Genomic DNA, 24,520 nt, shown 5'->3' on the forward strand with positions numbered 1-24,520 from the left:
TGAGGTCAGACGACTAACCTTATGTCGTCCCATTGCTGCATTCAATGATTTTCCTTTTTGTTCATTAACGATAAACCCTTGTTTCATATGGCCGTAATTCAATGATCGGCCCATCAGGACACTCATCATAATTTGCAAGCAATAGCTCCATCGCCCCCCAAAAGGATAGGTCGATTTGATGGTGATTCGTACTGAAATTACATACTACCTTGACTGAATCGCCATTCATGGTTCTTGTATAAATATAAAGTTCAGGGTGATCCTCCCATAACAACTCGTATTCTCCGTAAACAAGGACCTCATGTTTTTTTCTAAGCTGAATCATCTTCTTATAAAAATGGTAAATGGATGTAGGATCATTTCTCTGCTGCTCTACATTGATCGCACGGTAATTAGGATTAACCCTCATCCAAGGCGTCCCATTAGTGAATCCACCATTTTCCCGCTCACTCCATTGCATCGGGGTTCTTGAATTATCACGTCCGCTGTGCCATATGATGTGCATGATTTCGTCATGCGGGCGGCCTTTGGAGGTCTCGATACGATAGAAATTTTTCATTCCGACATCATCATAATCATCAATCGAGTCAAATTGGACATTCGTCATGCCTATTTCCTGACCTTGATAAATGAAAGGGGTCCCTTGCATGAAAAAGTATAAGGCCGCAATCATTTTTGCACTCTCGAGCCAATATTGATGTTCATTTCCCCATGTCGATACGCTTCGCGGCTGATCATGGTTCTCAAAAAACAAGGCATTCCAGCCTTTTCCCTTTAAGCCCTTTTGCCACTTGGTCATGGTGTGTTTCAGTCCGATTACATCAACATGCTGGTTTTGTCCTCGATTCCATAGCCCAAGATGCTCGAATTGAAAAATCATATTAAATTTCCCATGGGTTTCCCCAACCCAGTCTTCAGCCTGCTCGATCCTGACACCATTGGCTTCCCCGACCGTCATGATGTCAAATTTAGAGAAAGTTTCCTGTTTCAGCTCTTGCAGATATTCCAGGATCCCATCCTGGTTCGTATGCATTTCGAACGCAGGCACATACTGATGCCAATAAGGGTTTGGCATATCCGGGAGACCTTCCCGCTTATGGATATGCGTGATCGCATCGATCCGGAAGCCGTCAATCCCTTTATCGAGCCACCAATTGACCATCTGATACAGCGCCTTCCGCACATCAGCATTTTTCCAATTTAAGTCTGGCTGCTTTTCGGCAAATAGATGTAAATAGTATTGATGTGTACGTTCATCGAATTTCCATGCACTTCCCGAAAAGATGCTTTCCCAATTATTCGGCTCGCGGCCGTCATGTCCATCCCTCCATATATACCAATCGCGTTTAGGATTATCTCGGGACGACCGTGACTCCATGAACCAGGGGTGCTCATCACTCGTATGGTTCAGCACAAGATCGAGGATCACCTTCATTCCGCGCTCGTGAGCATTTTTCAATAATAGCTCGATATCATCGATTGATCCGAACTCTTCTGAAACTGCCCGATAATCGCTAATGTCATAACCATTATCAGCATTGGGAGACTTGTAAAATGGGCAAATCCAAATAACATCGATTCCTAAATCCTGGAGATAATCGAGTTTGGATATCACCCCTTTTAAATCCCCTATTCCATCACCATTACTATCCATGAAGCTGCGCGGATAAATTTGATAACAAACGGCTTCTTTCCACCAAATTTTATTCATGATGAACCCCCCGATCCTGTTTTCACAAAAGCCTTGGGACGTTATTCCTCAGTCACAGAAAGATGTGTTCAGTTTGGTTGGTTCCTTTTGGACCGTTTCATGATTAATGCGATGAATAGGAAAAAAATGAGAAGAACCAAACCGATTACGAACAGGTAAGGAATATTGATGGTCGACTTAGGGGACAGTGTGTAGACCTCCGTCGTTTCCCTATCGATTACGATTGTGTAACTGTTGTCCTTACTGCGGACCAGATCGCCATTCAGCATGCCCCTCAGCTCTTTATTTTGACCAAGTTCCTTATCGGCAATTTTTATCGTTTGGGTTTCAGACGTATTGTTCATGGTAACAACCATCGTCTCCTTGCCATAAACCCTTTTAAATACCGAGGTTCCCCCCCGTTCATATAAAAGTTCCATATCCCCCTTTGTCAAAGCAGGATGCATGACTCTAAGATCGGTGAGCTTCGTGATGTATTCCACCAGCTCCTGTTCTGTCTTGAAGTTCATCAATTTATGATTATCAGGGGCCTTATTGCCATTCAAGGCAATTTCGGAGCCATAAAATACGATGGGCACTCCCGGCATCGTATAAAGATAGGATAATGCCATTTTCCACCTCGAACCTGGGTTTTCATTGTTGTCGGCTGCATCCTTCGTAAAACGGGGCATCGCCTGCGTATCCATGAACAACGCTTGGGAAGCCTTACCGCCAAACTTCGCTTCACTCTCCTTGAACGCATCAAAAACCGGCTTCAACTCTTTGTCAGGAGAGGCAAACGCTTCCCTTAATTCAATATTCTGCGGATAAGCCATAAAGGCATCGATACCCGTTTCCTTGTAGCTTGAAATCGTATTAGCGTCACCTTGTACATCCCCGATCGTATAGAAATTTGATTTTTCAGATTTGACCGAATCCACAAATTCCTTCCAAAAATCCTTTGCCACATATTGGACTTTAGTTAAACGATACCCATCAATATCCGTTTCCGTTATCCACCACTTTGCAGCATCAAGTAAATATTCCCTTGTTTCGGCATTGTCTTGATTCAAATCGGGAAGACCGTCAAGCCAGGCGGTTTCCTTCTGCTTCTGATCGCTGTCGTTTGAAGCTTCCTTTTCTTCATGGAACCAATCTTGTTTATCTGCATCTTCCAGCCAGGATGAATGCGGTCCCACATTATTGACCTGAAAATCAAGGATCACTTTCATGTCAAGATTATGTGCCTCATTCACAAGCTTTTTGAAATCTTCAATTGTCCCATAGTGTTGATCCGTTTTATAAAAATCGGTCACCCAATCCCCATGGTAGCCCTTATCTTCATTAGAAAAAATCGGTGAAAGGATGATAGCGGTATAACCCATGTCCTTCAGATAATTCAGTTTCTTCGTGACGCCTTCGAAATCCCCGCCATTAAACGCAGAAGGGTCATTTACATCCGCATCACCATTATTTTTGGTGTTTCCATCGAAAAATCGGTCCACCATTAATGAATATACGATTTCATCCGTCCAAGTTCGTTGTTCTTTTTCAGCTGCTCCTACTGGAATGGCGTAAAAAAGAAGCAACGGAATCAAAGCGAGTGCCAACACTCCATTTCTCATATCCGCTCTCCTCCTAGCTATCTCTTTACGCCTTTAAGATTAGCCTTTTGACCACATCTCGTCAAATCCAAATTATAAAAATCTTTACACTAAAGGGACAAATTGGGCATTGATCTGAAGTGCAGTGAAATTGAAGAGTGAAAATGAGGAAATCATTGTTTTTTTATCGCCTTAACCGCTTCATCCAAGGTCCGTTTGGGTTTAGCCCTTTCCATCGTTATCCGATTCATCGCAGAATCCATCGGTCCCCAAACTTTATTCATTTCAGGAATATTAGGCACAGGTTCAGCGTATTGTAATTGTATGCTTAAGGCTTGTGCCTTTTCCTTATCTTTAATCGATTCAGCATGCCCGATCGATTTGTTCGGTGGGAAATCCCCTGTCGCCTCATAGCGGTGCCATGCTTGTTCGTCGTTTGTCAAATACTCGACTAATTTTGTCGACCAATATGGATGTTTCGTGAATGCCGTTACATGCCAGCCTTTGACTTCCAAGAACGGTTTCACCGGCTTGCCGTTTGGCAACTCAGGCAAATGCGCCATTCCTGTTTCCTCATTCCCGGAAATTGAGTTAGCGTCACCTAAGAATGAAGCCAATTTCCCTTGCCTAAACAAATTCTGGATTGCAGCCTTATCACCGTTAGGAATCAAATCGGCTTTATACCATTTTTGGATATAGGCAGCTGCTTTTATGGCATGCTTATCATTCAGACCGACATCCGATGAGATGAAATGCCCTTTTTTATCCTTGAATACATAGCTTCCCATCCCGGCCATCACACCATACGCATCATGAAAGCCATTCCATTCGGCGTGGTAGCCATATACGTTTTTTTTCCTATATTCCTTTGAGATTTTATATAAGTCATTCATCGTTTCGGGTGCCTTGGACAGCATTTTTTTATTGTAAATCAAAACGGAAGTGTTGACGGATTTCGGCAAGCCAAAAACTTTATCTTGGTACATTTCGGCCCTGATTGTTGATTCATGGAAGGCGTTCAATACTTCCTTCTCCACCTTCACTTCCTGAATCAGGCCTTCCTTCACCAGCTGTCCGATTTGTTGATGGGAAAATGTTACGACATCCGGAGTTTTCCCGTTTCCGATCGGGCCATCACGGCGAAGTCTGTCATGCATTTCACGTGCAATTTCCAGCTCTTCATGTACAATCTCGATCCCATATTCTTTTTCGAATTTTTCAATCATTGGCTTTAGGGCCTCTGCTTTACCTTTTTCCTCCCAAATGACCATTTTTTCCGGTTTCGCTTCATCGGTGGCTTCTTCCACAGGTTTCTCATCATCTAAAATCTTCCTATTATCCTTAGCTGAATCAATACCACAAGCACTTGCCACCATGATCAAGAATATGGACATAATCAAATGAAAAATCTGCTTCTTCAATTTCATTCTCCTTTTTAAAATGTTTCTTCTATCATGTCCAATTGCGCCAAATTGTTTACAATGCTTGTTTGTGGGTTCAATCATTGAGAAGGTTCAATCATTGAGAAGCTCCCATAGGAATGTAAGCGATATCACCCCTGTTGTTATCATTATATGAACCGGTTTTATTTTTACAACATTTTCCTTGAGGTTATAATTTTCTTGTCGTGATACTTAATTTTTGTTATTTTTTAGTTAATCCCCGCTTTGTTCAATGATTATCGGGTATATATTCATATTGAAAATACGAATGACGGCTGAGCTCAACTTATAAAATTCCCACATTCACAGCCTACAGTTTCAATTTTCAATTCACCTCCTCAAATACGCTTATAGAATTGGAGTGATTATTATTGGAATTTTCATCCATACATCATAGACCTACGGACAATTTCGCCTATACCATCGACAAAGAAACCCTGCATATCCGTCTGCGTACGAAAAGACAAGATATCTCCACGGTGGAATTGATTTTTGGAGATCCATACATATCGAATGAAGGACAATGGCTATACGAAGAGAAGGTGATGAGCCTATCCGGCCGTGATGCCCATCATGATTATTGGGAAGTGTATGTGTCGCCCCCTTACCGCAGAATCCGCTATGGCTTCAGGGTCAGCTCAGGAAATGAAACGTTCTTTTACACGGAAAAGGGTTTTTTCCATGAAGCTCCAAAGGATCCCGGTAGTTATTTCGCCATTCCATATTTGCATCAAAATGAAATATTCGGTGCTCCTGAATGGGTAAAAGATACGATTTGGTACCAGATTTTCCCGGAACGATTCGCGAATGGCAACCATGATAACGACCCAGAAGGTGTAAAGCCCTGGGGGAGCGAAGAACCGACAGTGGATAATTTTTTTGGAGGTGATTTTGAAGGGATCATCGAGCATTTAAATTATTTAGAAGAACTTGGCATCAATGGTATCTATTTCACACCAATCTTCGAAGCCCACTCTAATCATAAGTACGATACGATCGATTACCGGAGAATAGATCCTCAATTCGGAACGAAGGAAACATTGAAAACACTCATACAGGAGTGCCACAAGCGGGGAATCCGCGTCATGCTGGATGCCGTTTTCAACCATAGCGGCTACTACTTCCCACCTTTTCAGGATTTACTCGAGAAGGGAGAGGGATCAAAGTATAAGGAATGGTTCCACCCACATGATTTCCCCCTTCATGGAGGGGAAAGGCCCAATTACGAAACATTCGGTTTTTTCGAATCGATGCCGAAATTGAATACAGCGAATCCGGAGGTAAAGGAATATTTGCTGGAGGTTTCGACCTATTGGATCAAGGAATTCGATATAGACGCCTGGAGACTGGATGTGGCCAATGAAGTTGACCAACCCTTTTGGCGTGATTTCCGTAAAGCGGTCAAGGAAATAAAGCCGGATCTTTATATCCTAGGAGAAATTTGGCATGACTCCTTGCCTTGGCTGCGCGGGGACCAGTTTGATGCGGTGATGAACTATCCGTTCACCAACCAAGTGTTTAGCCTGGTGGCTTCGCAAACCATCAATGCTCGCGAGTTCATCGAGGAAATGACAGCCATCTATCAGAGCTATCCAACCAATGTTTTTGACGTCACGTTCAATCTGCTCGGAAGTCATGATACACCGCGGATCTTCACCGATTGCGACGAGGACTTGGCCCGGGCCAAACTTATCCATGCCATCCTGCTGACCTTCAATGGCAGCCCCTGTATCTATTATGGAGATGAAATCGGCTTGACCGGCGGCATGGATCCTGGATGCCGTAAATGCATGGTCTGGGAGGAAGAAAAGCAAAATGGCGAGCTTTTGGATGAAATCAGGGAATTGATTTCATTACGAAAGGAGGAACGGTTACTTGCCAATGAAGGGATGTTCAAATTCCTGGATACTAGCGGAAATGAAAATATCGTGGCCTACTTAAAATATAATCAAGATCGTTCCGTGGTGGTCATCATTAATCCGACCGAATCGTTACAATCCTTCACCCTGCCTTTCGACTTGAAGGGACAGAGCGTAACCGATGTAAGGACGAAAGCTGCCGTTAAGGATCCGCAAATTCAATTGGGCGGCTATCAATATAAAATCCTGACAATCAATCATTAGGCAAAGGGAAAGGGGCATGGATAATATCCTGCCCCTTCTTATCATTCAATGATTTGAATATCGTATTCTTTGAACCATACATGTGTCTGGGCAAGATGGGCAAGTAACTGCGGACCCGACATCAATTGGCCGAACCATGGCACCTTAAATGCTGCACCTTTGGAATCGACAATGTCATGTAACTTCTGTTTATCGAAAAACTCGTGCAGAACCGAATTTTTGTCCTTCAGCAGCTCTTTCAGCCATCCCTGCACTCGATCTGTATAGTAAGGATTATGCGTTTTTGGGTATGGACTTTTTTTACGATACAATACCTCATCAGGCAACAGCCCTTCCAGCGCCTTCCTCAGTATCCCCTTTTCGCGGTTACCCTCCATCTTCATGTCCCAGGGGATGTTCCACGCATATTCGACAAGGCGATGATCGGCAAATGGCACCCTGACCTCCAGGCTCGCTCCCATGCTCATCCGGTCCTTGCGGTCAAGAAGTGTCGTCATGAACCATAATAAATTCACATAAAACAGCTCCCGGCGCTTTGCCGCTATCCCGTTTTCACCATCCAGTCTAGGCGTTTCGGCAAGGGTGGTCAAATATGCTTCCTGTGCGTATTCCTCCAGCTTCAGTTTTTCACGCCAGCCCCCCTTCAATAATGACACTCGCTCATCCGTTGACCTCATCCAAGGAAACCCAGCCCGATTCAAGTCATCCTCGCGATGAAACCATGGATAACCGCCGAAGATTTCGTCCGCACATTCACCTGATAGGCCTACGACAAAATCCTGCTTGATTTCCTTGCAAAACCAAAGTAAGGAAGAGTCTACGTCCGCCATCCCTGGGAGATCCCTTACAAGCACCGCTTCCGTCAAATGATCGGTTAACTGTTCCTGGGTGATGATGGAGGAATGGTGAACCGTATTGAAGGTATCTGACATTTTTTTAATCCAATACCCATCGGAGTTTGGCTGAAAATCATTCGCCTTGAAATAGCGTTCATTGTCTTCATAATCGATCGAATACGTATGAAGCTGTCCTTTTCCTTCTTTTTGATAGGAATTGGCTGCAATGGCCGTAATCGCACTGGAATCAAGTCCTCCGGAGAGGAAGGTGCAGAGCGGAACATCGGATACGAGCTGCCTCGTCACTGCATCCTCGACTAGGAAGCGAACCTTCTCTGCCGTCTCATCCAGGGAATCCCGATGCTCTTCGCTTTTCACATTCCAGTAGCGCCATATCCGAAGACCCTGCCTTGATAATGTAAGCGCATGGGCGGGTCTTAATTCGTGAATATTACGAAACACACCAGAGCCTGGCTTTCGGGATGGACCGACACCAAAAACTTCAGACAGTCCTTCCCGGTCTATCTCTGTTTTTACATCCGGATGGGCCAAAATCGCCTTCAGTTCCGAACCAAAAATGAACCCGCCGTCCTTTTCCGTGTAAAATAAAGGTTTCACCCCCATCCGATCTCTTGCAACGAATAATTTTTGCTCCTTTTCATCCCATATTGCAAACGCAAAAATTCCATTGAACAAGTCAATGCATTTTTCTTTCCACTCAATATAAGAAGTTAGTAAAACTTCTGTATCAGAATGACCCTTGAAGGAATATCCTTTTAATAATAGCTGTTTGCGAAGATCTTCGGTGTTATATAGCTCCCCATTGTAGCTCAGCGTATATCTGCCGTCCTGTTGATTTTTCGTCATCGGCTGTTTTCCGCCTTCCGCATCAACAACCGTCAACCGTTTATGGCCAAAGGCAACATGGGCTTCGCTCCAGACATTATCCTCGTCCGGCCCCCGTTTTGCCAATGTTTTCGTCATGCTTTCCAGTGTTTTCGTTTCAGTTCGTAAATCTTTTCGAAAATGCACCCAGCCTGTTATCCCACACATTTTACACTTCATCCTTTCCATCGGGACTACTACAGAATATTGGCTCCTGTCTTAAAAAAGATTTACCGTCCCTTATTTCCTAATTCGAAGACATGCACAACAAAGTTTAAGTATCGATCAGCATCATTCGTAGGATTTCTGCCCCCAGATCGCCCCCTGTAGTGATTACGAATTGGTGAGCAAAGCATCCCGTGTTTAAACATAGCCTATGCAAAGACGGAAAGATGGTTATTTGTCCATAATATTTTAAAATATACCGTTATATTTTCATTGGATTTTGACTAAAAAGTAGGTGAGGATTCCACTATTGGAGGTATATGTATGAGTCAGCAACAACGAACCAAACTAATGAACAGGCAAACGAGAGCTTTTACCGAAGGAACAGTGGAAAATATCAATCAACAATGGATTTTCTTCGATGATGAAACAGATGAGGCCTGCTCCATCGAAGACCATGTTGATAGCGTCATTGAAGTATACAGGGGTGGGCGTTGGCAGCAAGGAGTTATTGAGGAAGAGGGAAAAATCCTGCTTCACCGGGAAATCACCTTCCTAAGGGAAAACGAACCCATCCGGATCCGCAAAAAGCTGCTCTACTCTTTCGAGCGTTTATTGGAAGAATTGAACGACGATTCGTTTTTCCAATTTGTAACGACCTTGAATTCTCTTGATTTTTCCATTTATGATTGCATATATAGCTATAACCAGCTCACGTTTTTAAGGACCGTCCCGAACCAGTCCGGCGTGAATTTCTTCACCTTCGATAACGAGAATCAAATATGTCTCGTCCAACACCATTTCTCGTATGGAAAAAAGGATCATGATCGCTTCGAATTCACCTTGAACACGGGGAAAAGGATCGTGATTGAGAAAGTGAATTCCCAATAGCAGAAAAAAAGCGGGTAAATGAGATCAGCTCATTTACCCGCTTTTTCCATTCCTATTTAAAGAGGTAAAGTCCTTGCGGCAGGGATAGCCCCAAATACACGACGAATACTAATGCAACGGCGAATAAGATCCACATTGCACTTGTGCTTTTCCTTTTCTTCGTGCGTACCAGCACCATTTCCATCGCAGCAATCACGATGATGCCGACGATCATTTTAACGGCATATGCACCAAAATCAGTAATCAGCATTCCGCCAGTCAAAATAATCAATAGATAGAATAACCTTGTAATCATATGTAGCATTTTCGCTTTCGGATTTCCACTTTTATACATCGAATATGTGACAAAGAAAAGGATGATTCCGATTACCCATGCTGTAATATGCATATGAGTCATTTTATTGCCCCCTCGTTCAGTTTCTCTCTCATCATATCATAGGCTTTTATAGAAAAACAAAACTAAGATGCCGCCCGGATGGGAAAAACCAACAATTTCATGAACATCCCCTACCTTTTCCCTTCACTGGTCTTTCCTTGCGCATAACCGGCTTTTTGCCATATGTAACACAACGCCAGATATATTCCACCGGGCCGTATTGATACAGGCTCATCCATAAGTGGGATAGCAGGATTTGCAGGCAAAATATCCCTAGCAGCAGGACGAACCCTGTCGTGTACGAAATCGATCCATATAGGCCTAAGCCATATGAATAAAAAATCCAGGTACAGACAAGCGATTGGAATAAATAGTTGCTCATCGACATCCTGCCAACATGGGCAAGGAGCATCAACAGCCGGGAAACTCCATTTTTTTCCGCAAGAAGCGTGATGGCTGTGATATAAAATATCGTCAATAACGGCCCGCCAAAATAATCCTGTACGAAAATCGTGCCAAAATCGTATATGGTCACATATGGAAGAATTTTGATAGTCAGACCCAGTAGCAGGCTTACGATCATGATTGCTTTCAATTTCCTCCTAGAATGCATCGGGTTTAGCAAATAGCCTCGCTTGGCAACACCTGCCCCGATCAAGAAAAACGGAAAAATGGATAAAAAAAGGATGCCGGCATTAGCGAGATTATTCACCATATACCAATCTTGCACCCTCTGATTGATGATTTCCGTAAATGTGCCAGATTGATAATTTTCCAAAGATCGCTTCATCATCGTCGAATCTGTCGGTATCGTCAGCCCCTCGCTATCGATGCTGCCCATAACCAGGAGAAGTGCACCCAATATGGCAAAGGGCAGAACATAACACACCGTGCCCACTAAAATTAACGTCTTTGCCTTCATTTGATAAAAAAACAATAATGCAAACCCGAACACAGCATAATTTATAAGGATATCGCCATGCCAGATGAAAAAAGCATGGATGCACCCAAGAAGCAGCAGGAAGGATAGCCTTCTCATAAACAGGGCAGGAAAGGATATCCCCTTCGCTTCACTCCTGATGGCCAGGATAATCGCACCGAAACCGAATAAAAACGCAAATAATGGATAAAAACTGGCCTGTGCCATGACATCACTGAGCCTGTATAAAATCCCATCCCAGCCCTCGGGCCATTGCCTTTCACCATCAATGTACAAGAGCGGGGAATGGAAAGCAGGCATATTCACTAAAAAAATCCCTAAAATGGCCAAGCCCCGTAATATATCGATGCTAGCGATCCGTTTATTTTCCTGCAACGACCCCATCGTTCCGTTCAAGAATGTCACCCCTTTCCACTACAGAATTTCTTTCTTCTATAGCCTCACTGCACCATTTCCACAGTGGATACCGCTTGCCTCTTTATCATTATGACGAACAAGCTTCCTAATAAACAGAAGATCCCCGCAAGGAAAAATGCCCAGGTATAGGAGTTGAAAACCTTGAAAATCAGCCCTCCGCCGTATGCCGCCACTGCAGCACCGGCCTGGTGGGAAGCGAATATCCACCCGTAGACAATCCCGCTTTTCTCCACCCCAAATACTTGCCTTGAAATGCTGATGGTCGGGGGAACTGTCGCAATCCAATCCAAGCCATAAAATACGGAGAAGATGATCAACAGGGTGATCGTCCCCTCTTTGAGTGCAAAAGGAAGCAATACGAGGGAAGCTCCCCTTAACCCGTAATACCAAAACAGCAGCCAGCGGTTATCAAAACGGTCCGATAACCACCCCGACAAAGTCGTCCCAATCAGATCGAAGATGCCCATGAAAGATAGCAATGATGCTGCCGTAACGACCGGCAAACCAAAACTGATGCAGTAAGAAATGAAATGTGTGCCGATCAACCCGCTAGTTGACAGTCCGCATATAAAAAAGCTACCTGCCAATAACCAGAATTCCTTGACCCGCACCGCTTCATTTAATGATCGAAAAGCCATGCCAATAGGATTCTTCTTGTGAACCGCAGCTTCCTCCTTGATTTCTTCTTTTGCCCCATACGGAAGGACGCCAACTTCCTTCGGCGTATTTTTCATGAAAAATAGGATGATAGCAGCATGATTATGCTCAGGAAAACAATTAATCCAAGCGCCCATTTAAAAGAGTGGTTCTCAATGATGATGGCTAAAACCGGCAGCAAAATGAGCTGACCTGTAGCCGTGCTGGCTGTTAAAACCCCAACTGCGAGACCCCGCCGCTTTTCGAACCAACGGTTCGCCACATATGGGCTCAATACCGTCAAAAACACGCCAGAACCCAGTCCTATGATCATCCCCCAGATAAGCATTAGCTGCCACTCATGCTCCATGAAAAATGTGAGGCATATACCTGCCAATAAAGTCGACATGCCAAGTACCATCATTTTCTTTAATCCAAGCACTTCAATCAAGGCTGCCATGAAGGGTCCCGATAATCCATAAAGAAATAGACTTATCGCAAATGACAAGGAAATGATGGAACGGTCCCACCCATATTCATTTTCAAATGGTACGATGAATACGCCGGATGAGGATCTGATGATCCCTGCTACAATAATTGAAAAAAACGTAATGATTAAGATGACCCAGCTATAATGAAGTCGTTTCAATGTCCTCCCCCTCAATCCAAAACTCTTAGAATTAACATGACGAAAAGATGAAAAATCATAATAATTCGAAATATTTTATAATCGTAACACTTTATCGTTAATCGGGAAGCTTTTTTTCGAAACAACTTCCTTTGCTCTGGATGACCCATCCATTTTTAACAATGGCATGAGTGCCCCTTCACAGCTTAATATGAAACTCGAATGAAATGGACATAAAAAAAACGCTGTTCAGTTCTGAACAGCGTTAGCGGTGGTTCAATTAACGAATCTGCCGGATTTTCCGTTAGCTTCCCAGTAATCATTGCGGAGATGGATTTTTTGTATTTTCCCCGAGCCTGTTTTTGGAAGCTCATCAACGAACGACACACTAGAAACTGATTTGAAATGAGCTAGTTTTTCCCGTGTGAAGGTTCTTATGTCATCCTCCGTCAATTTCACGCCCCTTTTTGGCACAACGAAGGCATGCGGCGTCTCACCCCACTTTTCATGCGGAACGGCAATGACTGCCGCTTCAAGAATATCCGGATGTTCGTAGAGTACTCCTTCCACTTCTATCGAAGAGATGTTCTCTCCGCCACTGATGATTATATCCTTTTTGCGGTCAACGATATCAACATTTCCATTTTCATCGATTGTGGCCATGTCCCCTGTATGCAGCCATCCATTTATCAGTGTCTGGCTGGTCGCTTCTTCATTTTTCCAATAGCCTAACATCACTCCATGACTGCGGACGATGAGCTCTCCCATATCCAAGCCATCACGAGCAACTTCCTCACCATTTTCGTGGATAACCTTTATCTCACTGCCTATGATGGGATATCCGGCTTTTGCCTTCATCCTGTATTTTTCTTTATCGGAGAGATCATCGAATTCGGAACGAATCTGTGATATCAGACTAATCGGGGTTGATTCAGTCATTCCGTAAATTTGAATGAATTCCCAGCCCAACTCTTTTTCCACCCTTGTAACGAATGCAGGAGGAGGAGCGGAACCCGCGACAACGATTCGGATATCCTGCTCGATATCCGGAACATTCCGTTCATAATATTGAAACAGTGAATTCAGGACCGTCGGTGCCATATGCATGATGGAAACCTTGTGCTTTTGTAGTGCATCAAATATCATTTCTGGGCTGGTTTTCCTCAAACAAATTTGAGTAGAACCATTTGCCGTGTAATAAAATGGAGCACCCCACCCATTCACGTGGAACATGGGCAGTACATGCAAATATGTATCGCGGTCATTGACCCTGAAATGATGCATAGCACCCAGAGCATGTAAATAATTGTTGCGGTGGGTCAGCATCACCCCTTTGGGATTGCCTGTAGTCCCGCTAGTATAAAGGAGGCTCGCAACATCCTCTTCATCAATTGACTCCCGGTTAATATACTTATTATCATAACGTTCCAGCCAATGGTTATAATCGGTTTCATTAATCTCTCCATCTTTATAATGAACGATAATGTGCTCCACCGATTCAAGTTGATTCTTGACAGGGGCTATTAAATGATACAATTCCTGATCTACAAAAAGGATCTTTGATTCGCTATGGTTCAAGATGAATACATAATCGGCGGGCTTCAAGCGGATATTCAAGGGAACGATTATGGCCCCAAGTTGACATACCCCATAAAAACCTTCAAGCATTTCAACTGAGTTAGGTGCCAAATATGCCACCTTATCGCCCTTATGGACTCCAAGCTCTCTTAAACCATTTGCAAGCTGATTTACACGGCCGTTCAGCTCTAAATATGTTAAAACCTTGTCATCTCCTATGATGGCTTTCTTATCCCCATATAGTAAGGCTGCTCTGTCTAAGAAATGCGATAATACTAATGGTACTTTCACTTCATCACCTCTAATTTTATATGATACCCAAAAACAAGGATTATTTTTCCATATATGTCAACACCCTTCAGCAAATCTGGTATTATATTACCATATATGTAAACTGTTTTCAATTAAATTAGTATTATATCACTATTTTTTGTTATCAATCTTTCTCCCATAAGAAACATTGTTTTACGACAGTATATTGGTAGGCAAATGAATCACATCAATCATTAGCGAACATACAATACATGGAAACTCCCTTCATGATGGGCCCGTAGCCTGGGATTTAGGGGAAAACCGAATGAAAAAAGGGTGATTTTCTTGCCGGCCATTGTAGGAGTCGTTCAAGTCATTAACGTCGGGAGCAGTGGGGTCGTCCACATTGGAGACGTCTTTAAAATAAATCCATACTCCGCTTCAAAAACATTTGCAGGTGCTGGTTCGTTCAATACAGGTGAATCCATTTCACTTTATAATGCCTATAGCACCACAAACACAAATGATACAGATGGTGTCGACCAGCCAATGGTCTTAAATCTCTAATGGTTGTATAGAAAGGAGCCATCATGATTTTCAATATTCACCAAACCATCCAAATCAATATGATAAAAATTGAAAGCATCGCCAATTCCTCCGTTTTTCAAATTGGAAGTGCAGGGGTGATCAAACCTTATTCCACATTAGCCAATACTGGCGGTTTCACTGAGCCTGCTCCGGCAATTGAAGCTGATATAACACCATTGACCAGCTTCGTCCCATTCACACCTCCTAGTTCATAGGCATTCACCTACCACAAACTTTTTCATATACTGTCATATATGAAAATATATCTTGGTGAAGGTGAGGTGTTGAATCGTGAATCAGGATCTTTATTCGTACTCCATACAAATGCAGCGTTTTCTAGAAGCCCAGGATAAACGGATCATGAAACTTGAACACGAGCTCAAACGCCTGACGGATGAACTTGCCGAGCTTAAAAATAGACCGCCTATCCATGTTGATAGAATCGAATATAAATTCGATCAGTTAAAAGTCGAATCGTTGGACGGCACGTTGAACATCGGTTTAAATCCCAATGATTTAAACAACATCGATGAATTCGCCGTTAATAACCAACCGGTTCAGCCTGCTCCAAATTTATTTCCTGGCCGGGAGCTCGTCGTCCAGGAAATCCATAACGATATCCTTTCAGACTTGGAAGATTTGATTCATGATACGGAAAGCCAGTTGAAGATATCATTGGAGCCTTCCTATCATGATTTCATTAAACAAGACGTCGAACGTCAGCTCCATCAGCGGATCAATATGTATTACGATAATCTGTCTCACCCCGAACGTGCACCGCAGCAACGTGATAACGTCAAGGAAAAGATCAGGGAAAAGGTAAAATCCGATATTCAAGCGGCATTGTTTCAATTCATCACACATTCACAAGCCGAAACAGGAGGAAATGTAAATGGAGTTTAACGTAACCAATCATCAGCTTTGTGTCGGTGATATACAAATCACGGGTGTAGCCAGTTCAGCTTTATTTCTTATCGGGGATGTCCAAACGGTCCAACTATCTTCCGCATTCGATACTCCGCCTGAATCCCTAATCATCGGACCATTCGTACCGGTTTCCCCGGAAGGATAACCAACATGTTCTCTCGAATATCAAAAGTGAAATCCATATTATCCGATACGGTTTCATTTTGTTCCACCATGCAAATCGGGGATACCTCCTATATTGACGGAAATGCCCTTGCTTTAGCGGTTCAAAAGAAAAGTGAAACGTTCGGTTCAGTGGACATTCAATTCAAAGATTATGACATTTTCAAGAGACCCATTTATATCCCGAGATTATATGAACCCGTCAACACCAGATTTTCAAATTCAAATCCCTTCATACGTGTCGGCAACATCAATATCATCGGGATATCATCCTCATCCGTGGTTGGTGTCGGCAATGTCGGCCATATCCGTATGGAATCCAGGGTGAAGCACATACGGCAAGTTCCTAAGAAGGTAGAAGAAACACAAATTGAGAATTCAAGCAATGATTGATTTTTTAATAAGGAGGGGTTCATATGCCAGCCATAGTCGGCCCAATTCAAATATTCAATGTAGGCGAAGGAAATCTATTATTCGGTGATGCTGCGGTCATCTCCCCAAAATCATCCTCCAAATCGGTCACAGGATCAGGTTCAGCTAACACTGGTGCCATCGTCTTTACCGCCAATGGATTGAATGGAAGCAATGTACTTGATATCAACGGAATCGACCAGCCCATTGCAGGGAATAATTAAAGAAAGAAGCCTACAGCTTCCAATCCCCTATAGTGTAGACATATTCATCTAAAGTCTACCCTGTAGGGTACATTTTGTTAGTAACAAGACAAATGCCCTCAGCTTCCGATATTTTCTTATCGATCTGCATCATTAGATAGCGGTCATCCTTCATGAAAGACGCTTATGTTTATTTCTGATAAAGGAAACCACTGTTCCGCTCCGTGTTTGATTGAGGACAATCATGACATGCCAGAAAAAAGATTGGTATCCTGCTACACGAGGCCTGAAGAAAATATTAGATAGTCTATTGAACGCTTTCGAGGACATTTGAGGCTTAAAAAAAAAATGCCGCCTGCAAAATCCAGACAGCATCTTCTTTGAGTTCCCTATTTTTATAGGATCACTTTATTCCAGAAAGGCTTTCATGTTTGTCGGCTTTCCCGATTGTTCCTTCCCGCTTCTCCTAAACTATACTTCCATTAAATGCGACCCATCAAAGAAAAACAGGTAACGGTTGGTAACCTTCTTATTCAATATCCCTTCGACAGCCCTCGTATAAAGCTGGAGCTGCATCCGGTATCGATCGGCAAGGATTTCTTTGGCCCCTTCAAACCCGCTGGCAAACCGGCCTGATATCGTATCCGTTTTATAATCCAGGAGGACAAGGCCCTGTTCATCCTCAAAAATGCAATCAATTACACCTTGAATGAGGATTTCCTCTTCGCCAGAAGTCCATTCAGCGTATGCTTCCTTTGCCGGCAACGACATCGTGAATGGCACTTCCCGGCGAATATTCAGCGACCTTTGCATTCTTTGCCCGATTTCACTCTCAAAGAAAACGACAATCGTCTCAGGCTCCACCGCTTCTTTCTGCTCCTCTGTCAACAATTCACGTTCAATCAAGTCATCCATCAAGTTTTCGACCGCCTGAACGGTAATCTCCTTTGATAAATCGATATGCTGCATCACTAAATGGGTAATCGTCCCCCTTTCCGCAGGTGTAAGCGACTTTTCCTGCATGAAAGTAGGACGCTTCGTGATCGGACGCTTAAATTTGCGCAATAATTCCGTGGAACCCGCCTCGTCCCTCAATTCGTATTGACGCTTCAGCTCAGAAACAGATTGCTTCGAGCGGTGCACGGACGCTTCAGATTCCGGGTACTTCCATCCAAGCTGCGCCTTGATATCTTCATAAAACTCGGAAACGATCCCGACCTTTTCCGATTTCTGGACATGCTCAAGTAATTGCTCCTGTGCAAGCGCCTCTTCCTGATCAAGAACGGCAAGCTCCTCACTTGGAACGATCGTAATCGACCAGTTTGATGGATGCGACTCCATTTCGAATCCTTGACCTTCAACAAGCGAATCGCGATGGCGGACTAAGGCTGGGCCGATCCAGTCAAGATAGCTTTTTGCACCTGCCCGCACATAGTCCTTCAATAGCCATTCCCCATGCGCCGCATTGCTTGCCCAGTCTTGCTGCGTTTTCTCGGCATCACTGATGCTTGCTATCAAATAAAGCTTTTCCTTAGCCCTTGTAAGTGCCACGTAGAGGACCCGCATCTCCTCGGCAATCGATTCAAGCTGCTTCTTCTTCTTAAATGCCATCTGGGGCAAGGATGGATAAGTGATCCGTAATTCTGGATTAACATACTTGGCTGCGAATCCATAATCCTTATCGAGCAGATAAGATTTGCGGATATCCATCAAATTGAATGGTTTGGACAGTCCGGCAATAAACACGATCGGGAATTCCAAGCCCTTTGAGGAGTGAATCGTCATCAGGCGGACTACATCTTCCTGTTCCCCTAACGCCCGAGCCGCCCCTAAATCATCTCCGCGCTCCTGCATCCTTTCGATGAAACGCAGGAAACGGAACAATCCGCGGAATGAGCTTGCCTCATATTGCCGCGCCCTGTCATACAAAGCCCTTAAATTGGCCTGACGCTGTTTGCCGCCAGGCATCCCCCCTGCAAAATCGTAGAACTGGGTGTCGCGGTACAATAGCCAAATTAAATCTGACAAAGCTTCCTGCCTGGCAAGCTTCCTCCAACTGATCAGTTTTTTATAAAAAGCCGAGGCCTTTTCATAAAGCACCGGATACTCCTCCCGATCACTCTTCCTGTAAAAATCGGCTAAGGCCTCGTAATAGCTCCCGGTATGGAATAAACGTATCTGTGACAGTTGTTCTTCATCCAATCCGACAATGGGGGAACGAAGAACGGATGCCAAGGGAATATCCTGTTGCGGATTATCGATCACCTTCAATAAGGAAATCATAATCGCAACTTCTGTCGCTTCAAAATACCCTGTCGATAAGTTGGCATAGACTGGAATCCCCTGCTTCTTCAATTCTTCCATGATTTGCGGTGCCCATGGCATCGAACGCAGCAGGATGACCATATCACGATAAGTGGCCGATCGGTACTGTTTGGTTTTCGTATCATATATCGGATGTTTTTCGCTAATAGCCTTTTTAATGAGCCTTGCCATCTGCCTTGCTTCGAGCTGAGCTTTTTCAAGCTCTTCTGCCTCAAATCCATCCTCTTCCGCCGGTTCCGCATGAGCATTCGGTTCAGCTGCTCCATCAATCAAATGAAGTTCAATGGGGTTGGGAGCGTCTTCGGGATAAGGCGCACCTTTTTTCAATTGAGCATCCTCATCATAATCAATCTCCCCGACTGTGATGCCCATCAACTGCTGAAACAAGAAATTCGTTCCATCAAGAACCTCTTTACGGCTCCGGAAATTGCGGTTCAAATCAATTTTCAGGCCAGAATCAATTCCATCACGGGTGAACCGATTGTACTTTCCAAGGAAAAGATTCGGTTCGGCAAGCCTGAACCGGTAAATGGACTGTTTGACATCACCCACCATGAAAAGGTTTCCGTCATATTCACCATCGGCCGTTACCAGTTTTAGAATCGATTCCTGAACAAGGTTCGTATCTTGATACTCATCGACAAGCACCTCTTTGAACTGGTTTCTGTATTCGATGGCCGCCGCCGAAGGTTTACGCTCACCCGCCACGGTTTCACCAGTAAGGATTTGCAGGCAATAATGCTCCAAATCAGCAAAATCGACCAAGTTCTTTTCTGCTTTGGCCGCGAAGAATCGAGCCTCGAATCGTTTCACCAGCATGATGAGTGTGTCCACATATCCCTTGAGCTCCCTTATATCGCGCAGATAGCTTTCCGGCTTACGGGAAAACAGCTCCTCCTGTAACGCTTTGATGATTTTTTTCGCCTTATCACGATATTTCGTGGCCTCATCCGTTATTTCCTTGACGAAATCAGCACCAGTGCAGCGTTTTGCCGTTCCAAATTTCACGTTTTGGATTTCTTCATAGAGCTCATCCCAGGATTCCTCCTTCGCTTCAGACAGCCTGGCCACCAAGGCCAGGTCAGCCAAATAGTTTTCAGCCCTTGGCGCCGGTCCCCCTGGTACCTTTGTCAGCGTGAGCGAGCGCTCCAATAAATCCCTTGCGGTGTCCAATTGTAAACCAATATCGAATTTCAATGAAGTGATGAACGAAAGGTCGTCGATCCCCTCATCCTCAGCCAGCTCATACATGCTGGCGGCCCCATCGAGCCATTGATCGGGATCAGGGTTCGATTGCGAAAAATCATGGAGGGCCCCTACGATATCCTGAAGTGCATCATCGTTTCGATCGCTCGTAAATGCATCAACCAATTGAAAGAACGTTTCATTATCATTTTGTCCGTACTGCTCCTCGAAAAGCTCTTCCATTACTTCATCGCGAAGCAGCTGGACCTCTGTGGAATCCGCAATCCTGAAAGCTGGGTCGATATCCGTCATGTAATAATACTTCCGGATCACCTCTAAACAAAAAGAATGCAGTGTCGATATCGAGGCCCGATTGATCAAGCTCAGCTGCTTACGCAGATGCTGTGACTGCGGATTATCCTGGATCGCTTTTTCCAATGCTTCCCCTACCCTGTGCCGCATTTCGGCGGCCGAAGCATTGGTGAATGTCACGACGAGCAGTTCATCAACATCGATCGGCTCTTCTTCCGATATCACCTTTTGAATGATCCGATTGACAAGCACCGCCGTTTTCCCGGAACCGGCAGCGGCCGCAACCAAAATGTCCTGATCCTTGGCCCATATCGCCTTCCATTGATCTTCAGTCCAGGTCACATCTTCTGGCAGAGCAGGTATTTTCGTTTTACTCATTACTCTCACCCTCCCCTCTCAATAGATCAAGTACATCATTTTGTTTCTTTTGCGCTAAATTCCTAAACTGATTTTCCTCCAGGGACTGGTCGAATTGACATACAGATTTGAAGGAACAGAAGGTACAGGGCGTTTTTTCCTTTAATTTATATGGCGTTATATTCACGTCACCATCAACCATTCGATCACCAGCCTCCTGATAAACGCGGCGAACATGGCGATTCAGCAGTGAAAACTCTTCCCTGCTGGCAACTTTGGAAGCGGCGAGAAGCGATCCATCCTTTTTGAATCCTGCCGGAATGATATCCGACTTACCCGAACTTTCGATATCGAGCGATTGGTCCATCATCTGGATGACATTGGAATGATTCAAAATAAGGCCATTCATTTTAAAGCTTTTATATATCTCTTCCTCAATTTTATCCAAGCTGAGCATACCTTTTGATTTGACGACGGGGTTATGCACATGAAAATATAAAACGCCGGCAGGGATCGCTTCCTTGCCGATCAGCGAATTCGAATGTGTAACGACAATATCGAGATACGTCAGCATTTGCAGGGCAAGTCCATAATATACTTCACTCATGTTCAATTCCTTTTCACTCGACTTATAATCGAGCACACGCAAATAGACCCCTTCCCCTTCTTCCGCTTTATCGACGCGGTCGATCCTGCCGATCAATTCCATCTTCGTACCATTTTTCAATGTGAAAGTCAGCGGCGGCAGCTCCCCATTTTTCCCAAACCCAAGCTCCAAACCAACCGGAGCAAAACCGCTCACCTTAGCATGCTCGCTCAATACCATCGAGGCACGTCCGATGACATTCTCCAATTTCCTGCGTAAATAGTGATGACGGTTCGTACTTAATAGAATTTGGTTTTGCAGTTTAGGCGCGAGTTTCTCCACGGCAAGCCTGGCAAGTTCCAAGCATTGTTCATTCGTTAATGCGGACCAAGGAATATCATGCTCCCTTAAATAATCCGAAATCATTTTCAATGCTCCGTGGAACATCTCTCCGATATCCGGTGCATCCAAACGGAAAATTTGCCTTTCCCTTAATTTCAAGCCATGGGCTGCATAGTGGGAAAACGGGCAGCTATTGAACATTTCCATTCGCGACACACTTGTAAGTATGCTTTCCCCATATAATTGCTTACTCGTTTCTTCGGATAATTTCTTCGTTTTGTTCTGGTAAAATAGGCTCGATAACACCTTGGTTGCAAAAGGGCCAACCACTTCATCCTCTATAATGACGTTATAAACATCCCACCATAATGAATGGATTGGATAGTTCCTTTTTTTAAGCTGTAATTGGGCAGCCAGATACGATAGGGCCACCTCGTGATTCGCGGCATATTTAAGTTGTTCCGCAGCAGGCAGGTCGGATGGATCATTCATGTAATGCACATCGGAGACGTTAGGCAGCACATCCCTCACCCTCTTTAAGTAGGAAGATGGCAACAGTGCTTTTCCTTCCTCATCGGCAAGCGGATATGATAAATGGAGGGACTCTGCAGGCGTCGTGAATGCTTTATACGCGGTGAACTCCTCATCAAGGAGGCGCACCTTGGAGCTTGGGGCGACATCAAGTCCACCTGACACGAGCACCTCGCGATCACTATCGGAAAAAACTCCGTCAGAAACAGCCTTGCCCGGCAGGACCCCTTCATTCAGGCCGATGACAAAAGCCGTCTTCACATCGTCCAGACGGGATAAATCGAGATTGGCGACTAGGACTTGGTCAATGGCAGGAGGAACCAAAGAGAATTCAAGCGATTCCAGTCCGGCTTCGATGATTGCCGCAAATTGCTTCATGGAAAGCTGCTCCCCGCTTAAAAGCTCAACGAATTGGTCCAATAGATCGACAATCGCATTCCATGTTTGTTCATGCTCTCTAGCCGAAACCAAATCCCCGGCTCCTTCGGCGTCCTGTTTCAGTTTTTCCAATTTTTCCGGCACATGCAATTCTTCAAGATATAAATAAAGGGCTTCGCATAATTCCCTTCCATTATCAGCCTTCTTGACACGTTTTGAAAGCTTAAGGATGGGTTCGGTAAATAGTTGCTTCATTTCATTCAGCTCTTGCTCGAGCAGCATTTCCTTGTCCGTCTGGTTCCGGTCCTCCAGCTCCAGTCCCCGGAAGCGCCTGTATGACCAACGATCCTTTGCAGTCCATCTGCTCCCTTTAATTCCACGGGACAGCACATAGTTCTCCAGCTTATCCACCTGCTCGCGCATCCTGTCATGATTATTTTGCAGCGGAAAGAGAAGCTCCGTCTTGATGGCCCGAAACACCGGCTCATATCGCCAGTGACCATTGATTACCTCCAAAGTGGATCGAATCAATTCGATTAAAGGATGATTCAGCATCGTCCGTTTCGAATCGACGAATAACGGAATCTGATAATCGCGAAAAACAGTTTGTAAAATATCCGAGTACATTTCCCCATTCCGAACTAAAATTGCGATATCACGGAAACGATGTTCCTTTTTCCGGACGAGCGTCAAGATATCCCGGGCAACGCCTTCAATTTCTGCCCTGCGGTTAACGGCCTGTGCTATCGTTACATCAGGTGAGCGATCAAACGCCCGTATAGGACGAATGGCAAAATACGTTTCGAGATGATCCAGTCCTGGACTATTACGGAACCTTTCCGTTCCCGTTAAAACCCGATCGGCTGAAATTGGGATGTTATTCCTCAATCCCGCTTGATAAAGGTGATGATACAGGTTTCCCGTTTGCCTGAACAATTGCAGGTCATCCGGGGCATATTGCTTATAGGGCTGATCCAACGTCAATGAAACCGTCACATTTTTGCACAGCTTCATCATTTCTTCGACAATCAATAATTCCTGTGGCGTCAAGCTATAAAAGCCATCGATGTAGATTTCCGCATTCCTTATATATGAAGACTCGGCCATTTTCTCGATCAGTAAAGTGAAATAGTCTTCGGAGTCGAGATATTTGCCGGTCATTTCATCCTCAAACGCCTGATAGATCAATTCAAGGTCATGCAGTTTATCCTGGATGCCGCTTGCCTCCTTTAGTGGTTCAGTCAAGAAGTTTTGAATGTCCCGCGGCTCGATGCAATACTGCTTGAATTCAGCCAGCATTTGCTCCATCTGGCCGATGAATCCCTGCTTATCCGCCGAACGGCGAAACAGCTTGAATTCCTCTTTTTTATCATCCATGATTTTCCGGATCAGCATATTGACGCCAACGCTGTCCAAATGGAGGCGGCTCATTCCCCCGGTTTCCTGAAGAACCCGCCAAGCCAGCCTGCTAAAACTGAAAACCTGTGTCCGAATCATTCCGGCAAGGCCTGGCGTTTTAATTAATTTATATTCAGATAGAAACGTCATCTGATCAGGAACGAGGTAGATGATTGGATTGCCTTCGGGATCTTCTGCCAGCTTGGAGCGGATTTCGTCCAATATGTTCGAGGTTTTCCCTGCACCCGATCTTCCCAGTAAAAAACGGAGTGACATCTCTTTTTCCCCCTTATATAACAACATTTTGTCTAAATCTATCATACCAGAAAACCCTTCATCGTTTTGGCTGGGT

General features: G+C 44.4%; 17 protein-coding genes and 1 pseudogene. 8 read left to right on the top strand and 10 right to left on the bottom strand.

Features of this window, described 5'->3' with window-relative positions; genetic code table 11:
* Positions 1 to 64: 64 nt before the first annotated feature.
* The 3 genes from QNI08_RS11685 to QNI08_RS11695 form a co-directional block, all read right to left on the bottom strand.
* Positions 65 to 1,711 (bottom strand): glycoside hydrolase family 13 protein, encoded by a 1,647-nt coding sequence (locus QNI08_RS11685; RefSeq protein ID WP_285767608.1) that lies wholly within the window; start codon positions 1,709 to 1,711, stop codon positions 65 to 67.
* Between the two features lie 68 nt (positions 1,712 to 1,779).
* Positions 1,780 to 3,315 carry an alpha-amylase family glycosyl hydrolase gene (locus QNI08_RS11690; RefSeq protein WP_285767609.1) on the bottom strand — a complete coding sequence of 512 codons (1,536 nt, stop codon included), beginning with the start codon at positions 3,313 to 3,315 and terminating at the stop codon, positions 1,780 to 1,782.
* Positions 3,316 to 3,467: 152 nt separating this feature from the next.
* The gene (locus QNI08_RS11695) at positions 3,468 to 4,715 is read right to left on the bottom strand and encodes an extracellular solute-binding protein (RefSeq protein WP_285767610.1); all 1,248 of its coding nucleotides are present in this window, start codon (positions 4,713 to 4,715) and stop codon (positions 3,468 to 3,470) included.
* Positions 4,716 to 5,107: 392 nt separating this feature from the next.
* On the opposite strand from QNI08_RS11695, the gene QNI08_RS11700 reads away from it, so the two are divergent.
* A complete protein-coding gene (locus tag QNI08_RS11700; protein ID WP_285767611.1) occupies positions 5,108 to 6,859 on the top strand; it encodes a glycoside hydrolase family 13 protein in 1,752 nt (583 codons plus the stop codon).
* Positions 6,860 to 6,900: 41 nt separating this feature from the next.
* Here QNI08_RS11700 and asnB read toward each other — a convergent pair whose 3' ends face one another.
* The gene (gene asnB / locus QNI08_RS11705; RefSeq protein ID WP_285767612.1) at positions 6,901 to 8,748 is read right to left on the bottom strand and encodes an asparagine synthase (glutamine-hydrolyzing); all 1,848 of its coding nucleotides are present in this window, start codon (positions 8,746 to 8,748) and stop codon (positions 6,901 to 6,903) included.
* A 321-nt stretch (positions 8,749 to 9,069) separates the two neighbouring features.
* On the opposite strand from asnB, the gene QNI08_RS11710 reads away from it, so the two are divergent.
* Positions 9,070 to 9,636: a DUF2777 domain-containing protein gene (locus QNI08_RS11710; RefSeq protein ID WP_285767613.1), complete on the top strand. Its 567-nt coding sequence runs from the start codon at positions 9,070 to 9,072 to the stop codon at positions 9,634 to 9,636.
* Between the two features lie 52 nt (positions 9,637 to 9,688).
* On the opposite strand, the gene QNI08_RS11715 is transcribed toward QNI08_RS11710, so the two are convergent.
* The 4 genes and pseudogenes from QNI08_RS11715 to QNI08_RS11730 all read right to left on the bottom strand — a co-directional run bounded on the left by QNI08_RS11715 (position 9,689) and on the right by QNI08_RS11730 (position 14,502).
* On the bottom strand, positions 9,689 to 10,033 hold the full coding sequence (locus tag QNI08_RS11715; RefSeq protein ID WP_285767614.1) for a YisL family protein: 345 nt from the start codon (positions 10,031 to 10,033) through the stop codon (positions 9,689 to 9,691).
* 97 nt (positions 10,034 to 10,130) lie between these two features.
* Positions 10,131 to 11,348 carry a DUF418 domain-containing protein gene (locus QNI08_RS11720; RefSeq protein ID WP_285767615.1) on the bottom strand — a complete coding sequence of 406 codons (1,218 nt, stop codon included), beginning with the start codon at positions 11,346 to 11,348 and terminating at the stop codon, positions 10,131 to 10,133.
* Between the two features lie 44 nt (positions 11,349 to 11,392).
* Positions 11,393 to 12,654 (bottom strand): annotated as a pseudogene (locus tag QNI08_RS11725) (MFS transporter).
* Between the two features lie 255 nt (positions 12,655 to 12,909).
* On the bottom strand, positions 12,910 to 14,502 hold the full coding sequence (locus QNI08_RS11730) for a long-chain-fatty-acid--CoA ligase (RefSeq protein WP_285767616.1): 1,593 nt from the start codon (positions 14,500 to 14,502) through the stop codon (positions 12,910 to 12,912).
* Positions 14,503 to 14,808: 306 nt separating this feature from the next.
* Between QNI08_RS11730 and QNI08_RS11735 the strand changes: the two genes are divergently transcribed.
* The 6 genes from QNI08_RS11735 (at position 14,809) to QNI08_RS11760 (ending at position 16,775) form a co-directional block, all read left to right on the top strand.
* Entirely contained in the window at positions 14,809 to 15,030 is a 222-nt protein-coding gene (locus QNI08_RS11735; RefSeq protein ID WP_285767617.1) for a spore germination protein, read from the top strand.
* A 23-nt stretch (positions 15,031 to 15,053) separates the two neighbouring features.
* The gene (locus QNI08_RS11740) at positions 15,054 to 15,266 is read left to right on the top strand and encodes a spore germination protein GerPB (protein ID WP_285767618.1); all 213 of its coding nucleotides are present in this window, start codon (positions 15,054 to 15,056) and stop codon (positions 15,264 to 15,266) included.
* Positions 15,267 to 15,342: 76 nt separating this feature from the next.
* Positions 15,343 to 15,954 (top strand): spore germination protein GerPC, encoded by a 612-nt coding sequence (gerPC, locus tag QNI08_RS11745; RefSeq protein WP_285767619.1) that lies wholly within the window; start codon positions 15,343 to 15,345, stop codon positions 15,952 to 15,954.
* On the top strand, positions 15,944 to 16,123 hold the full coding sequence (locus QNI08_RS11750; protein ID WP_285767620.1) for a spore gernimation protein GerPD: 180 nt from the start codon (positions 15,944 to 15,946) through the stop codon (positions 16,121 to 16,123). The genes gerPC and QNI08_RS11750 overlap by 11 nt, the downstream gene beginning before the upstream one ends.
* A 5-nt stretch (positions 16,124 to 16,128) precedes the next feature.
* Positions 16,129 to 16,533 carry a spore germination protein GerPE gene (locus QNI08_RS11755; protein ID WP_285767621.1) on the top strand — a complete coding sequence of 135 codons (405 nt, stop codon included), beginning with the start codon at positions 16,129 to 16,131 and terminating at the stop codon, positions 16,531 to 16,533.
* 23 nt (positions 16,534 to 16,556) lie between these two features.
* Entirely contained in the window at positions 16,557 to 16,775 is a 219-nt protein-coding gene (locus QNI08_RS11760) for a spore germination protein (protein ID WP_061143070.1), read from the top strand.
* Between the two features lie 450 nt (positions 16,776 to 17,225).
* Here the strand turns inward: QNI08_RS11760 and addA are convergent, their stop codons facing one another.
* Together addA and addB are read right to left on the bottom strand one after the other, a co-directional pair.
* Positions 17,226 to 20,954, bottom strand: a complete 3,729-nt coding sequence (addA, locus tag QNI08_RS11765) for a helicase-exonuclease AddAB subunit AddA (RefSeq protein WP_285767622.1) — start codon at positions 20,952 to 20,954, stop codon at positions 17,226 to 17,228.
* Positions 20,947 to 24,444 carry a helicase-exonuclease AddAB subunit AddB gene (gene addB, locus QNI08_RS11770; protein WP_285767623.1) on the bottom strand — a complete coding sequence of 1,166 codons (3,498 nt, stop codon included), beginning with the start codon at positions 24,442 to 24,444 and terminating at the stop codon, positions 20,947 to 20,949. The genes addA and addB overlap by 8 nt, the downstream gene beginning before the upstream one ends.
* Positions 24,445 to 24,520: the final 76 nt, after the last annotated feature.

Source organism: Peribacillus folii (genome assembly GCF_030271255.1).
Taxonomy (GTDB): domain Bacteria; phylum Bacillota; class Bacilli; order Bacillales; family DSM-1321; genus Peribacillus.

Excerpts from the sequence above, each read along its gene's own strand:
- asnB (WP_285767612.1), bottom strand. The coding sequence starts at position 8,748 with ATGTGTGGGATAACAGGCTGGGTGCATTTTCGAAAAGATTTACGAACT.
- addB (WP_285767623.1), bottom strand. The coding sequence starts at position 24,444 with ATGTCACTCCGTTTTTTACTGGGAAGATCGGGTGCAGGGAAAACCTCG.
- QNI08_RS11740 (WP_285767618.1), top strand. The coding sequence starts at position 15,054 with ATGATTTTCAATATTCACCAAACCATCCAAATCAATATGATAAAAATT.
- QNI08_RS11755 (WP_285767621.1), top strand. The coding sequence starts at position 16,129 with ATGTTCTCTCGAATATCAAAAGTGAAATCCATATTATCCGATACGGTT.
- QNI08_RS11760 (WP_061143070.1), top strand. The coding sequence starts at position 16,557 with ATGCCAGCCATAGTCGGCCCAATTCAAATATTCAATGTAGGCGAAGGA.
- QNI08_RS11690 (WP_285767609.1), bottom strand. The coding sequence starts at position 3,315 with ATGAGAAATGGAGTGTTGGCACTCGCTTTGATTCCGTTGCTTCTTTTT.
- addA (WP_285767622.1), bottom strand. The coding sequence starts at position 20,954 with ATGAGTAAAACGAAAATACCTGCTCTGCCAGAAGATGTGACCTGGACT.
- QNI08_RS11715 (WP_285767614.1), bottom strand. The coding sequence starts at position 10,033 with ATGACTCATATGCATATTACAGCATGGGTAATCGGAATCATCCTTTTC.
- QNI08_RS11750 (WP_285767620.1), top strand. The coding sequence starts at position 15,944 with ATGGAGTTTAACGTAACCAATCATCAGCTTTGTGTCGGTGATATACAA.
- QNI08_RS11685 (WP_285767608.1), bottom strand. The coding sequence starts at position 1,711 with ATGAATAAAATTTGGTGGAAAGAAGCCGTTTGTTATCAAATTTATCCG.
- QNI08_RS11710 (WP_285767613.1), top strand. The coding sequence starts at position 9,070 with ATGAGTCAGCAACAACGAACCAAACTAATGAACAGGCAAACGAGAGCT.